The sequence below is a fragment of the Vibrio sp. R12-SG2-ISO1 genome, from assembly GCF_059834045.1.
On sequence record NZ_JCBDGO010000026.1, the window covers coordinates 1 to 14484 of the forward strand.

The window sequence follows — 14484 nt, forward strand, 5'->3', positions numbered from 1 at the left end:
GTTTCGGGTCTATATCCAGAGACTGAGCGCCCAGTTAAGACTCGGTTTCCCTACGGCTCCCCTAGATGGTTAACCTTGCCACTGAATATAAGTCGCTGACCCATTATACAAAAGGTACGCAGTCACACCACGAAGGTGCTCCTACTGCTTGTACGTACACGGTTTCAGGTTCTATTTCACTCCCCTCACAGGGGTTCTTTTCGCCTTTCCCTCACGGTACTGGTTCACTATCGGTCAGTCAGTAGTATTTAGCCTTGGAGGATGGTCCCCCCATATTCAGACAGGATATCACGTGTCCCGCCCTACTCGATTTCACTGAATGTGCGTTGTCAACTACGGGGCTATCACCCTTTATTGCCGGACTTTCCAGACCGTTCGTCTAACGCATATAAAGCTTAAGGGCTAGTCCAATTTCGCTCGCCGCTACTTTCGGAATCTCGGTTGATTTCTTTTCCTCGGGGTACTTAGATGTTTCAGTTCCCCCGGTTCGCCTCGTTATGCTATGTATTCACATAACGATACCTGCTTATGCAGGTGGGTTTCCCCATTCGGAAATCCCAGACTCAAGTGGTTTTTACTACCTAATCTGGGCTTATCGCAAGTTAATACGTCCTTCATCGCCTCTGACTGCCAAGGCATCCACCGTGTACGCTTAGTCACTTAACCATACAACCCCAAAGGGTCTTATTGGCTCATTTACTTTCACTTTGAAAAGTGAAAACAAACTAAGCAACCAAAGTTGTCTGCAATTATTTAAACATGATGCAGACTCGATTTTGCCGGACTCAAATATGAATAAGTGCCTAGAGACTAGTGTCTAGTTCCTAGATAACTTATTCCCAAGAACACTTGAATGTGTTTTTGTGTATTCATAGATATGAATACTTTGAGAACTTTACAAACAACAATAAATTGTTGTTTTGTCAGCTTTCCAAATTGTTAAAGAGCAAATCACTTCAAAGAAGTAACCATTTTTAAAAGCACTATCGTCTTTCTTATTAAAAGAAGTGCGCTTAAAGATGGTATCCCGTAGGGGAGTCGAACCCCTGTTACCGCCGTGAAAGGGCGGTGTCCTAGGCCTCTAGACGAACGGGACAGTGTGGAGCTAACCGGGATTGAACGATGACCTTGCCTGCCAGGCAATACTCTTCTATCTGGCTATAGCCCCACGATCTCGTTATAAACCTATCAATCTGTGTGGACACTCATAATACTTATTGCCATAAAGCGAACAAACTATCATATCGTATAAGGAGGTGATCCAGCGCCAGGTTCCCCTAGCGCTACCTTGTTACGACTTCACCCCAGTCATGAACCACAAAGTGGTGAGCGTCCTCCCGAAGGTTAAACTACCCACTTCTTTTGCAGCCCACTCCCATGGTGTGACGGGCGGTGTGTACAAGGCCCGGGAACGTATTCACCGTGGCATTCTGATCCACGATTACTAGCGATTCCGACTTCATGGAGTCGAGTTGCAGACTCCAATCCGGACTACGACGCACTTTTTGGGATTCGCTTACTCTCGCAAGTTCGCCGCCCTCTGTATGCGCCATTGTAGCACGTGTGTAGCCCTACTCGTAAGGGCCATGATGACTTGACGTCGTCCCCACCTTCCTCCGGTTTATCACCGGCAGTCTCCCTGGAGTTCCCACCCGAAGTGCTGGCAAACAAGGATAAGGGTTGCGCTCGTTGCGGGACTTAACCCAACATTTCACAACACGAGCTGACGACAGCCATGCAGCACCTGTCTTACAGTTCCCGAAGGCACCAAAGCATCTCTGCTAAGTTCTGTAGATGTCAAGAGTAGGTAAGGTTCTTCGCGTTGCATCGAATTAAACCACATGCTCCACCGCTTGTGCGGGCCCCCGTCAATTCATTTGAGTTTTAATCTTGCGACCGTACTCCCCAGGCGGTCTACTTAACGCGTTAGCTCCGAAAGCCACGGCTCAAGGCCACAACCTCCAAGTAGACATCGTTTACGGCGTGGACTACCAGGGTATCTAATCCTGTTTGCTCCCCACGCTTTCGCATCTGAGTGTCAGTATCTGTCCAGGGGGCCGCCTTCGCCACCGGTATTCCTTCAGATCTCTACGCATTTCACCGCTACACCTGAAATTCTACCCCCCTCTACAGTACTCTAGTCTGCCAGTTTCAAATGCAATTCCGAGGTTGAGCCCCGGGCTTTCACATCTGACTTAACAAACCACCTGCATGCGCTTTACGCCCAGTAATTCCGATTAACGCTCGCACCCTCCGTATTACCGCGGCTGCTGGCACGGAGTTAGCCGGTGCTTCTTCTGCAGCTAACGTCAAACAAGCACGCTATTAACGTACCTGCCTTCCTCACTGCTGAAAGTACTTTACAACCCGAAGGCCTTCTTCATACACGCGGCATGGCTGCATCAGGCTTGCGCCCATTGTGCAATATTCCCCACTGCTGCCTCCCGTAGGAGTCTGGACCGTGTCTCAGTTCCAGTGTGGCTGATCATCCTCTCAGACCAGCTAGGGATCGTCGCCTTGGTGAGCCCTTACCTCACCAACTAGCTAATCCCACCTGGGCATATCCTGACGCGAGAGGCCCGAAGGTCCCCCTCTTTGAGCCGAAGCTATTATGCGGTATTAGCCATCGTTTCCAATGGTTATCCCCCACATCAGGGCAATTTCCCAGGCATTACTCACCCGTCCGCCGCTCGACGCCCTTAACGTTCCCCGAAGGTTCAGTTAAGTCGTTTCCGCTCGACTTGCATGTGTTAGGCCTGCCGCCAGCGTTCAATCTGAGCCATGATCAAACTCTTCAATTTAAGATTTTGTCGGCTCAATGAATACTGATAAGTTCCTAGTGACTAGAAGCTAGTTCCTAGAAAACTTGAATTGACTGTGTTTGAATGCCGATCCTTTAACAAAGGAAAGTCATTCAAATGGTCACTCAGTTCATTGAAACCTAATTTGATACTGAAGGTATCTAATTGGATTATCATCAACGAGTGCCCACACAGATTGATAGGTTTATATTGTTAAAGAGCGTCTAGTGCGATGTCGCTTTTGCGTCTCGCTGCTAGGGGTGCGTATCTTACGCTTCCCGTTTTCAGAGTCAAGCTTTTTTATTCGCTTAATTTTTCTGAATCCGATTTGGTTTGTGACTTTCGTCTCACTCCGTGTCGGTGAGGCGGCATTATAGGGAGGTCTGAAAGGAAGACAAGCACTATTTTCAATTTATTTTCTGTTTGCTCAAATTTAAATCAAACCGATGAAAATAGAATAAAATTTCAACATTTGAGACACGTCACATCAATAGGTTGGAAAAACAATAACCTTATACGTAATATGCCTGTATCTATTTTGTTAATAATAGATTTTCTTATTCTCAACCAAAAAGTTGTATTCCAATATGAGTTCAAATAAATCAACCATTCTGATGGTAGCCTTGGCGGTATTGGGTGGCATGCTCTTTCTCTTTATTGAATCACAAGGAAAAGAGCTATCTTCTGCGTTGACTTTTGTTATCGGTGTTTTTGCTTGCGCTTTTGTTTTTAAATTTTCGAATACCGATTCAGAGCCAGAACCAGTCAGCGATCCATCCACCAAGACCTTATATGTTGGTAACCTTCCATACAAAGCAAACGAATCTCACGTCAAAGAGTTGTTTGCTCAACATGGTGAGGTATTTGCCGTTCGATTAATGAAGGATAAAAGGACAGGAAAGCGCCGTGGCTTCGGTTTTGTGGTAATGGCCACCAACGACGCGCAAACCGCAATCGATGCGCTGAATGATAAAGACTATCTTCAGCGTACCTTAAAGGTGAGGATTGCTAACGATCCAAAATCTCAATCGGAGAACTCTGAACAGGAGTAAACCCTAAGTTCTGCAGTTTTCTGTTCAGCGCTTCTTCCTGCCAAGGGGGAGCGCTGGAGTAAATCTCCCGCTTGCCCTTCTCACTCGCTTCTAATTCATTACCCAGCAGCTGTTTTACGCGTCTCGCAATGGCTTGACCGGAGTCCACTAGGATAACCCCATCACCGAGCACCTGTTGGATCTCATCTTTGATGAGCGGAAAGTGGGTACAGCCTAGTACAGCAACATCAATGTGACCTTTGATTGGCAGCAGCACTTCCTCTAACTCTTCCAGTACTACCGTTTGCCCACGTAGCTTTTCTTCAGCCATATCCACCAGCCTTGTCGAGCCTAGCATTTCGACAGGTTTACTCTGAGAAAAGTTGCGAATGAGGTCATGGGTATATTCTCGCGTCACCGTCGCTGGCGTCGCAATCAACCCGACGGCTTTATTGGCCATGTTTGACGCCGGCTTAATCGCCGGCACAACGCCAACGATAGGAATAGTATGCTGGGCACGAAGTGTAGGGAGCACAATGGTGCTCGCCGTATTGCATGCAATCACCACTAGATCGATGCGAAACCGCTCGACGCATTGCGACACAATTTGCTTTACGCGATCGATCAACACACTGTGTTCTAGCTCACCGTAAGGGTACGCTTCGTTATCAAAAACGTAGTAGTAGTTGAATTGGGGAAGGATCGCCTCGATTTCTTGATAGACAGAAAGCCCACCAACACCGGAATCAAAAATTAGAACATTTGGCTGAGAGAACACAAGCGACTTCCACACAATAAGATGCGCTGATCATACTCGCTCTGCATCGATTGGCAATATCGAGGCTTGATAACGTTGATGTGAGAAGCGCTCTCCGTGCTCTTGGTGCGTCAACGCCAGCGCTATCTCACCTTGATAGCTTCTTGTTTGTGTCACCAATGTATGAAATTCACCATTTTCTCCACACGGATCCACCGTTGCGGGTAGTGATTGTAGGAATGCTGAGTTGTACCAAAGGCCGCAGTAGTCCGGGATAAGTTGCTCGGCATCCGTTGTGACCACTAAGGTTTGTATCCCTCTGTCGATGATCTCGTTGGCCAACGCTTGACTGCTCTCTCCAAGGAGAGGGAAGACACACTCCCATCCAGCAGGTTCAATATAGCTTCGCCGATAGTCTGCGATACCATTGCAAAACATATCGCCGAATGCGACAGCGTCTATTGCTAACCCACTCTTGCGTAAGCCGTCAACGATGCTTTGCTGATAGATCTCGTTACTTGGGAACACCTCTGGCAAAGCAATCTCAATCAGCGGTAAACCGAGCAATTGTGCTTGCATCCGGACGACAGACAGCGGCGTCGCTTGAAAAGGGACTTCGTCTTTGACATAGGTCGTATAGAGAGCTACAACTTCATACTCGGAACTGTCAATCAAACGCTCTAGGACTAGAGTAGAGTCTTTGCCTGACGACCAACTTATAACGACTTTCTTTTTCATTGATATGCCCAATAAGAAAAAACCGCCCGAGGGCGGTTTAGGGGGTTAATTAGAATTGGTAAGAGGCGGACACGAAGTATTCACGCCCTGGTGTCGCGTAACCACTGTACATTTCATACTCTTTATCAAATGCGTTGCTCAGCTTACCTTTTAACTTGAGATCTGGCGAAACTGCATATTCAGCCGTAAAGTTCCAGAGGCTGTAGCTAGCTAATCGTGTATCGCCATTAAAACGCTCACCTTGATACAGGTACTGAGAACCAAAGATCCAATCACCAAATTCAGCAAAAGCGTTCCACTTCGCGCCCTGTTTAGAACGGTACGCTAACTGTTGTTCTTTACCATTTGACTTATCTACTGGATCTTTCCAATCTAAGTAAAACTGGTGCGTAACGATTGAGGTGTCAAAGCCTAACCCCAGTTCAATACCTTTAATTTCTGCTTCACCGATGTTGGTCATGCCCGATCCTTGCCACATCAACATGTTGTTAATTTTATTGATGTAACCTGTCACAGACCAATCTAAGTAAGAGTGAGAACCTTCCAACGTTAGTTCTGTATTTTCAGAGTCTTCTGCCTTTAGGTTAGGCGCTTCATAACCTGGGTAATACAAATCTAGAAAGGTCGGCGCTCTAAAAGCAGTCCCATGACTTGCTTTGATTTCGTAATTTTCAAGAAAAACCTTACCCACCGCCGCTTGCCAAGTCGTGTTATTGCCATACTGACTATTGTCGTCATTTCTAGCACTCGCTTCCAAAGTCCAACTGTCTAATGTGTATTGACCAATGATGCTGATACCATAGTTCTCACGCGGGTTTTCTTCTGGCTGATAATAGCCAAATCCAGTGTAACCCTCGTCCAACTTTTCACGGCGATAATCTAAGCCGCCACCCACAGAAAATTGTTCATTAACACGATAAGAGTTTAGCCATGCAGCATTAACTTGGTTAATTGAAACAATTGCGCCGCTTTTCTTACTCTCACCCACAACATAATCGTAGTTATCCTGCTCTGCATATGTCAGATCCAGAGAGGAGCTTAGATTACCCTTATCATAAGCAAGATTTGTATTAACTGAACGAAACTCAACTCGACCCATTTTCTTTTCATGGGTAGCAGGACCCCATTGAGACGCGGCATAACTATTGTCATACTCTCCTTCGTTGTCATAAGCAACGACATTGACGAAAGCACGGACGGTGTCAGTCAATTTGTTTTGATAGCCAACATTGACATTATATGACTCAAAACCATGCTCATCGCCATCGTTAACCCCGGCTACAGGTTTAACATTAAAGCCGTCATTTTTCTCATATCCAACCACGGCTTTTATATGTTGGTTTTCATCGATTTTATGCAGAGCTGCTAAAGAAGTGACATAGTGATTATTTGTTCCAAAGCCGCCATATAATTTCACTGCGTTTTCATTTACGTCAGCTTTGGTAATGATGTTGATGACACCCGAGATTGCCTCTGAACCGTAGATTGAGGCACGGGCACCACGTATAAACTCAATTCTTTCAATGGAATTGACAGGTAAAGAGTTGAAATCCACACCTCCCATCATAGCTCTCGGCATTCGAGTACCATCCATTAGCACTAAAACTTGAGATGAGCTGCCTCCACGAACGAAGAATGACGCGTTTTGACCACGTCCACCATACTGGGCAACCTCAACACTGGGTAGAGTTCGAAAAACATCCACTAAGCTATTTGCCTGAAGTTTGGAAATGTCTTCTTTGGTGACGACTACCGTTTGGGCTAATACGGCACCATCAACTTGCTCAAAACGATTCGCCGTCACCACCATGGTTTCATCAGCGGCGACTTCTTGGGCCAAACTCGAGGTAGCAGGAAGTAGCGATGCCACTGCTATCGCTAGAATAGATTTGTTCATTATATTGTTCCTAAATCGCGTAAATCCTACTGAGTTCTGGCGGATGCCGTTGATGGAACTCAGCTGCTGGCAGGTATTCGGACTTAAGAGCTGTTGGCCTACTGCCTCGACTTCCCACACCTCCCGTGGTGCAGTGTCGTGTTGAGGGGTCGTTCTCTTTTACCGCTGCGCGTCAGTTCTGGATTTGCACCAGATTCCCTTTTCAGCCATCTATACATCTAGATAGCACCAGCTTGAAGGCATAGTATTGAGCCTGACGGTATTTGTCTAGTGATAGATGGCTATAAGCTATAGTTTTACAGTGCGCATTGCGCCCGTTTCGCGACCAAGACTGGACATCAGACGGGGATTGAATAAAATCTGCGCTCTTAAATGGCAAACACCACCCAGGTAATCACCCCAAAGGTACTATTCATGGCGACTCTTGATGTAAACCCGCAGCACTACCAGCAGCAACTCGATGACAAAATCTCTCGTTTGACCGAGATGTTTTCCTGTTACGAGGCGCCGGAGTTGGAAGTGTTCAAATCTCCAGAGCAGCACTATCGCATGCGCGCCGAATTTCGCGTGTGGCACGAAGGGGATGATCTCTATTACATCATGTTTAACCAAGAGACTCGTGAAAAGTACCGCGTCGATCAGTTTCCGGCGGCCAGTCGTCTTATCAATGACTTAATGCCGCTGCTTCTCGAAGCAATGAAAGATAACGACACACTGCGCCGCAAGCTCTTTCAAGTCGATTTTCTCTCAACACTGAGCGGCGAAATCTTGGTCTCGCTGCTATACCATCGTCAGCTCGATGATGTCTGGACAGTGGAAGCAAAAGCGCTGAAACAACGCTTAAATGACGAAGGGTTCAACCTCAACCTGATTGGCCGTGCGCGTAAAATGAAAATCGTGCTCGATAGAGATTACGTGGTAGAGAAACTGGATGTGAACGGCCAGCCTTACGTTTATCAGCAGGTCGAAAACAGCTTTACGCAGCCTAACGGCAAAGTGGCAGAAAAAATGCTGGAATGGGCCGTCGACTGCACCCAAGAGAGCCAAGGCGATCTGCTTGAGCTCTACTGCGGTAACGGCAACTTTTCACTGGCACTGGCAAAAAACTTCGACCGTGTGTTAGCGACCGAACTCGCCAAACCTTCCGTTGAGTCTGCGCAGTACAACATCGCCGCCAACAACATAGACAACGTACAGATCCTCAGATTGTCAGCCGAGGAGTTTACTCAAGCGATCGAAGGCAAACGAGAATTCCGCCGCTTAAAAGACGCCAATGTGGATTTAAGCAGCTATAACTGCAACACCATTTTTGTCGATCCGCCTCGCTCAGGCATGGATATCGATACCTGTAAGATGGTGCAAAACTATCAACGCATCGTCTACATCTCATGCAACCCTGATACGCTCAAAGAGAATTTGGACGTGTTATCGCAAACGCACAAAATCACTCGATTCGCCCTGTTTGACCAATTCCCTTACACCCACCATATGGAAGCGGGCGTGATGCTAGAGCGCATTAAATAAAGGGTTTGTTTATTTTTAGGAATATAAAAACAAGCACTGGGTACGGCTCGGGGTACGGGGACAAGTAAAACGCTCTAAAACTCGAGCCAGTCATAACGAAGGGTTGAGCCTATCTGCATTAAAGCTTCTTATACCTACTGCAAACGACTGAAGCCAAAATCGACTTCTATCCAAACGGTCAATATCACCATAAAGCTTCAGGAACAATCCAAATGCCAACATACAGCTTTATCTAAATAGTCAACGAAAAGCTGCACATTACAGCATTTTTATACTCTGCCTACTCGACAGAAAAGGCTAATCTATTTCTTCGTACTCGATAGTTTCTTTTCTAATGTCTCTAGTGCTTTAAGCTCTTCGTCATCGGTACTAATGGCTTCTTGTTTTTTACGTGCACCATCAAACTCCCCATAACGTTGATGTACCAATTGCTCCATTGCTTTGTGGCTAATGCTACCTGCATTAGTCAAAACAGACTGATCGTTAAAGGTCAGAAACTTGGTCATAAATTCCTGCCAATCGACCAGGTAGGTATGTTGTTTGTCTTGAGCACGAAACTCGGCAAAATCGAGGAACATAGTGACAAGTCGGTTCAGCTTATTCAGCTCATCCTGCTGTAAGTAATTCTTTGCGATTACTACATCCGCTTTGCGTACTCGTTCCCCTTTAAAGCTGGTCAGTCCCATATTGGGTAATTGCGGATCTGCACGCTCAACAACAATCTCTGCTGCTGTTTTTCCGCAGACGGCATAAAAAAGTTTATTCTGGACCTGGGCAAACAGGTCTCGAGTTGCTTGCTCGTTGGCATTATAGTCTTCAGCTAGAGTAAACAAATCCCTTACTTTCTGATAGAAACGCTTTTCTGATGAGCGGATATCGCGGATACGTTCAAGCAACTCATCAAAATAATCCAGTCCAGGCTCTTTCAGACGTTCATCATCCATCACAAAGCCTTTGGTCATATATTCACCCAAAGTTCGTGTAGCCCACTGACGGAACTGAGTGCCTCGTGATGAGCGAACTCGGTAACCTACCGCGATAATCATGGGTAATGCATAAAGCTGTGTTAGATAGCGTTTGCCATCTGTCGCAGTTGTAAACTTAGAGTTGACAACTGCCCCTTCAGCCAGCTCCCCATCTGCGATCACTGCTTTAATATGTTTGCTAATATTCTGCTTTGACGTTTGATATAACTCAGCGAGCTCAAGTTGAGTTAGCCATACCTGACCACCCAGTTCGCGTAATACAAACTGAGCTTGCCCGTCATCGGTGCTGTAGAGAATAAGATCGTTGTTGCTCATAAGAGATTAGCTATCCTTCTTCTTTCATCATTCAACATTTTGGCTTTAAAGTCGCCCTCTTTCTTACGTAGTCGTCGCCCTGCTTTTCTCACCCCATTATTGGAGTATGAGAAGTTTTCGGTGGCACCTTCATCAACCGTTCTCTCAAGAAAATCTTGAAAGTCCAGTTCATAATCATATTGGAAGCTTTTTGAGACCTGCTCGGCGGAGCGATAAGTGTGTTTAGTTCGACAAAATTCGGCATTCCTTAGGCCAGTTCACTCCACCTTTTTCTCCCTCCGCAATTACAAACGGTACGATCCATAATTTGAGCTTATTGCCACCACACGCAACAAAGTTGAAGCTCTGTTCTATTGGGGCCTCAAAGCCATCGTGTGCAGGGTAGATTAGAAACATATCCCTTGTATCGGTTTTACCATCGAAATAGTGCTGCCCATAGGCAAACATCTGGTAAAAGTCGTTTTGCGATAGGCCGTACTTATCAGAACCGTTGTCTTTTGTTTGGTCCAGAAGCTTCCACTTGGTATCCAATATACTGACAACACTCCCTTCCTTTTCAAGCAGCAAATCTGGTTGCAACTTAAACCAACTGGCTTGTTTATGTTCAACCAAGCTTTTACGTTTCACCTGGCTTCTAACAACCAAATTAGCAGGTACCTGCTGCTTCAATACCTTAGCAACGTAATCTTCGAAAACTCTCTCCATAGGGAAGAGAAGAGAGATAGCCTGGTTGCTGCCTTTCATTGTTTGTGGAGAAAAGCCATTCAGTATCAATGTGGCCCAGGCAATTGGTACATGGTAGTGACTCATTCCTCTATCGAGTCTTAACCTCGATAGATCGCTTTTATAATCGCGGCTTAACGGAACGTCTTCGAATATAAAAAAGAGCTCGTGTAATTGCTTCTTGTGTTTAGTACTGCGAGAAAACCTGGCAACAGTATTCAATGCAGAATGGATAAGCCTATTGGCTGGCCTATCGACCAAATAATCTTGGTACTCGCAATAAAATTTGTGTTTTGTCACTAGGTTCTTGCGCAGCTGCCCTGCTGCAACGAGCTTGCCTTTCTGATACTTGAGGTTATCCAGTGTTTGCACGTAGTCGCTTTTCACCCCCTTCTTGACGAGGTTTAACACTGATTCGATAAACTGACCAATGAACACCTCAAGCAGCGGCATTTTCTCTTCATGAATTAGAGCGCTTGATGTTTGAATGTGTGAAAAGCCGTTAAGAGCACGGAGCATAACCAGCAATGACTTTCTAGCTGCTGTCGCGCTAGGCAAGGTTCGACCAATTTTCGGCAATACTTCAATATGTGTGCCATCAGGAGTTAAAATAACGCCCGCATGGTTACGCACTTGCAAAGCTTCCACTCCCGACTTTCTACAAAGCCGAAACAGCTTATTATCTTCTTGCGAGCCTAGCGCTATCTGCTTGAGAAAGACAAAGGCAGCTGGAGAAATAGGTTCTACATAACTCTCCTCTCTGCATACATCACTAGACTCACTGACCAGATAAGAAAACTCGAATAGAGAGATCTCTTTGTTAGCTCTCATCCTTCACCTGTGCTGCAAGCTTCTCGCTCCACTGTGGCTTGTAGATCGCAAGGTAACTTTCACCATTGGTCCAAACCGCGTCATTTTGACCAGATAATGAATAGCGGTACTCATCTGACGTATATCCATCGGGCTCATATTGGTTGCCAAACAGATCTTGATATTCAATTTTGTTTCGGCGTACAAATTGCAACACCTCTAGTTCTTTTCCGTCACTACCTAACTTTTGATTGTCCCCCAATACGAGACAAATCTTACTCCAATCATCATGAAAGTATTCTTGGAGCAAAGGGACAATTTTACCCACAAATGCCTTAGTGAGGTTTGCCAATGCCTTATCATAGTCCCCAGTTTTAGCGGCGTTATAAGCAGAAAAGAAGAACGCATGACCTAGCGTATGCTCCCTGTCATACAAAGCTTCAATACGATCATTGAGAGTCTGTAATAGCTCACCCAGATCAATTTGTTGGCCATTGCCAATATCAATTAAACCATCAGACTCAAACAAGCGGGGCTCAGGCATCATTTCGATAAACTCGAAACGTCTACGTAATGCCGTATCCATTAGAGCAATAGAGCGATCTGCGGTGTTCATTGCACCGATGATGTCGACATTCGAGGGTACGCTAAAGGGTTTACCGCTATAGGCAAGGTTGACTGACATAGGGTTGGCCCCCTGTGCACGCTTATCAGTCTCTACTAGCGAGATCAGTTCACCGAAGATCTTCGAGATGTTGCCACGATTTATTTCATCGATAAACATGGCATATCGAGAGTCAGGATCCTGCTCGGCTCGGCGACAGAGCTTTAAAAACTCTCCTGGTTCAACTGAGTAGTGAACATTGCCCTCTTCATCCGTTGTGGCTTTAAGCCCTTCGATAAACTCTTCGTAGCCGTAGGATTGGTGGAACGTTGTCGTTGAATACCGCTTCACAATCGATCCTGGTGGTGGTCCATTTTCTAACTCTTTATGCAGAGCCACTAGTTCATCCACCAGTTCTACCTTGTCATCAAGAAGCTGCCAAACAGAATCGCTGGTTTTATCAAATACAGCAGGTTCACCACGGCCTTTGTAATTAACGGTTGTTGACTCAGGTACAGTAAACTTTTGTAAGTAACTCCAAGCCGTTTGGCTTAAGTTCCCGTCTCGGTTGTTCACCTTCGCTTTGGTCTGGAAATATTTGCTAGCTACGATATCAGCCACTTTCGCCTGGTTGCCTAAGCTAAGAAGTGACAGGACTAACACTTGCATCCAGTTCAGTGGCGCTATTTTTTCTTGTAGCCAAAGAGAAGCATCCACACTTTCTGTCTGGCTCGTATACTCAGCTTGAAGTTGCTGAAGGTTGTAGGTTTTACCCGTACCTGGGGGACCAAAAAAAATAACGTTTTTAGGCTCTTCGGTTGAGGTTGGCTCCTTGTCCATGCTGTATACCTCCCCTTCTTCTTTGACCTGATCTTCGTCTACAGCCTTGTTGCTACTTTGGGTTGCCCATTCGTACAAATTCCACAAATGGATGTTTCGCGTATGAACATCCCAACCACCCGGAATCATAGCTTCGACGGCTTCAATCAGCTTGTGATTATCAGCTACCCAATTTCCTGTTGGTTCGATAGATATTTGAAAATGCTTCTTCAGACAATCAATAACAGTGCCCAAGTATTCTCTACCCGCGATGCTAGTGTATTTCTCTGGAGATGCCGCACCAAATAGCCTATGAATCACCGTCCACAACACACGGTCAAATTTACCGTCTGTACGCCAATTTTGAATAATGCTGTCATAAGTTGCTTTCGAGGGAGACTTAATGATTTCTTCGGTTAAGCCTTTCAAGTAATGAGTGTTTTCACTTAGCTCTCGTTGGTACATAAAACCTTGACCAACACTCGCAATGCCATTGGCTTTCTCATACCACAGCTTGTGCACATCCTCTTCCGATATGGCTTTTCCTTCTTTAATCTGCTTAGCTAGATCACAAGTATCTTGATAGTCTTTATACCAACCATTGGGGTTAAAATGATTTTGCTTATCCCAAGATAGAAACTGCGTCAATGCATGCCTGTTCTTGCCTGCCTCCCATAGCTCAGCCAATAGCTTTGCATTCTCAGACTTGACCTGAATACCGGAGACTTGCGGGCTCCATTGTTGATCTGACATTGCTGACTTAAGAAGCAACATTGGCAACAAGCCTTCTTCGCAAGAGTGCCTAATGTCTTCTACCTGAAATTCGATATATGCTTTCTGCTTTTCAGAGTCCTTCCAGTCAGAGTCCGCGTAGTTTTCTTTGGTCACTCTACCTTTAGCAATAATTCCTCTGGGTTCTGTACCCAAGCGAATTAAGTAGACGGTGTCACCAACCTGGGGCTTCTTGCTGTGACAAGACCATTGAACCACTTGCCCAACTTTATAATCCAATTGGCCGCTTGCACTCCCGTCACCACCTGCATTGAAATGCTTCGGGTTCCAAGTTAGTAAATACTCTGACATTTTCACTTCCCCAACATTACGCTCATCGTTTATCTCAGCACCAAGAATTTCCAAGAGTCTTTCAATCGCTTCTTGGTCCCTGACATTCAGCGCGTACCCGTAAGGAGACTCATTGTCATTGAACTTAGGAAAGCGCCGATAGCTGGTACTTTTGGTGGGTTTTGACCAGTCGGCGTTAACGCCATCCACCTTATCGATTAAGTGCCGCAAGTTTTTACAATCTGGGGAAACAACCAATGGGCTAGCTTTGACGTCGTGATCTTTTTTGCGCTTTACATACAAGTACTTATTCTCACCTAAGTAGTGCTCATATGCGTAGCTCGGTTCCTTCTTTCCTTCTTCAATACGACACCCAATTGAAACGAGTATTTTGTGAACTTCGTTCGATGACAACAC

Annotated in this window: 8 protein-coding genes, 1 tRNA gene, 2 rRNA genes and 1 riboswitch; of the genes, 2 read left to right on the plus strand and 9 right to left on the minus strand. The window is 45.7% G+C overall.

The window, feature by feature from the left end:
- The 3 genes from AC6R10_RS17205 to AC6R10_RS17215 form a co-directional block, all read right to left on the minus strand.
- Positions 1 to 666: ribosomal RNA gene (locus tag AC6R10_RS17205) — 23S ribosomal RNA — on the minus strand; the annotation flags it as partial.
- Between the two features lie 354 nt (positions 667 to 1020).
- Positions 1021 to 1096 (minus strand) — tRNA-Glu (locus AC6R10_RS17210).
- Between the two features lie 153 nt (positions 1097 to 1249).
- Positions 1250 to 2801 (minus strand): 16S ribosomal RNA (locus tag AC6R10_RS17215).
- A gap of 587 nt (positions 2802 to 3388) precedes the next feature.
- Between AC6R10_RS17215 and AC6R10_RS17220 the strand changes: the two genes are divergently transcribed.
- Positions 3389 to 3853 (plus strand): RNA recognition motif domain-containing protein, encoded by a 465-nt coding sequence (locus tag AC6R10_RS17220; protein ID WP_334555558.1) that lies wholly within the window; start codon positions 3389 to 3391, stop codon positions 3851 to 3853.
- Here AC6R10_RS17220 and murI read toward each other — a convergent pair.
- The 3 genes from murI to AC6R10_RS17235 are packed head-to-tail and all read right to left on the minus strand — an operon-like array spanning position 3810 to position 7224.
- The gene (murI, locus tag AC6R10_RS17225; RefSeq protein ID WP_500673035.1) at positions 3810 to 4610 is read right to left on the minus strand and encodes a glutamate racemase; all 801 of its coding nucleotides are present in this window, start codon (positions 4608 to 4610) and stop codon (positions 3810 to 3812) included. The genes AC6R10_RS17220 and murI overlap by 44 nt on opposite strands.
- 30 nt (positions 4611 to 4640) lie before the next feature.
- Positions 4641 to 5327, minus strand: coding sequence for a Dph6-related ATP pyrophosphatase (locus AC6R10_RS17230; RefSeq protein ID WP_500673036.1), 687 nt, complete (start codon positions 5325 to 5327; stop codon positions 4641 to 4643).
- 49 nt (positions 5328 to 5376) lie between these two features.
- Positions 5377 to 7224, minus strand: a complete 1848-nt coding sequence (locus tag AC6R10_RS17235; protein ID WP_500673037.1) for a TonB-dependent receptor domain-containing protein — start codon at positions 7222 to 7224, stop codon at positions 5377 to 5379.
- 51 nt (positions 7225 to 7275) lie between these two features.
- Positions 7276 to 7472, minus strand: a riboswitch (cobalamin riboswitch).
- Positions 7473 to 7638: 166 nt separating this feature from the next.
- Between AC6R10_RS17235 and trmA the strand changes: the two genes are divergently transcribed.
- On the plus strand, positions 7639 to 8748 hold the full coding sequence (gene trmA / locus AC6R10_RS17240) for a tRNA (uridine(54)-C5)-methyltransferase TrmA (protein ID WP_500673038.1): 1110 nt from the start codon (positions 7639 to 7641) through the stop codon (positions 8746 to 8748).
- A 302-nt stretch (positions 8749 to 9050) separates the two neighbouring features.
- On the opposite strand, the gene AC6R10_RS17245 is transcribed toward trmA, so the two are convergent.
- The 3 genes from AC6R10_RS17245 to AC6R10_RS17255 all read right to left on the minus strand — a co-directional run bounded on the left by AC6R10_RS17245 (position 9051) and on the right by AC6R10_RS17255 (position 14484).
- Entirely contained in the window at positions 9051 to 10049 is a 999-nt protein-coding gene (locus tag AC6R10_RS17245; RefSeq protein WP_500673039.1) for a virulence RhuM family protein, read from the minus strand.
- Between the two features lie 222 nt (positions 10050 to 10271).
- Positions 10272 to 11603, minus strand: a complete 1332-nt coding sequence (locus tag AC6R10_RS17250) for an McrC family protein (protein WP_500673040.1) — start codon at positions 11601 to 11603, stop codon at positions 10272 to 10274.
- Positions 11593 to 14484 (minus strand): McrB family protein, encoded by a 2892-nt coding sequence (locus AC6R10_RS17255; protein WP_500673041.1) that lies wholly within the window; start codon positions 14482 to 14484, stop codon positions 11593 to 11595. Before AC6R10_RS17255 ends, AC6R10_RS17250 begins: the two co-directional genes overlap by 11 nt.

Bases quoted from the DNA above. Each gene is read 5' to 3' on its own strand.
- AC6R10_RS17235 (WP_500673037.1), bottom strand. From the start codon at position 7,224: ATGAACAAATCTATTCTAGCGATAGCAGTGGCATCGCTACTTCCTGCT.
- trmA (WP_500673038.1), top strand. From the start codon at position 7,639: ATGGCGACTCTTGATGTAAACCCGCAGCACTACCAGCAGCAACTCGAT.
- AC6R10_RS17220 (WP_334555558.1), top strand. From the start codon at position 3,389: ATGAGTTCAAATAAATCAACCATTCTGATGGTAGCCTTGGCGGTATTG.
- AC6R10_RS17250 (WP_500673040.1), bottom strand. From the start codon at position 11,603: ATGAGAGCTAACAAAGAGATCTCTCTATTCGAGTTTTCTTATCTGGTC.
- AC6R10_RS17245 (WP_500673039.1), bottom strand. From the start codon at position 10,049: ATGAGCAACAACGATCTTATTCTCTACAGCACCGATGACGGGCAAGCT.
- AC6R10_RS17230 (WP_500673036.1), bottom strand. From the start codon at position 5,327: ATGAAAAAGAAAGTCGTTATAAGTTGGTCGTCAGGCAAAGACTCTACT.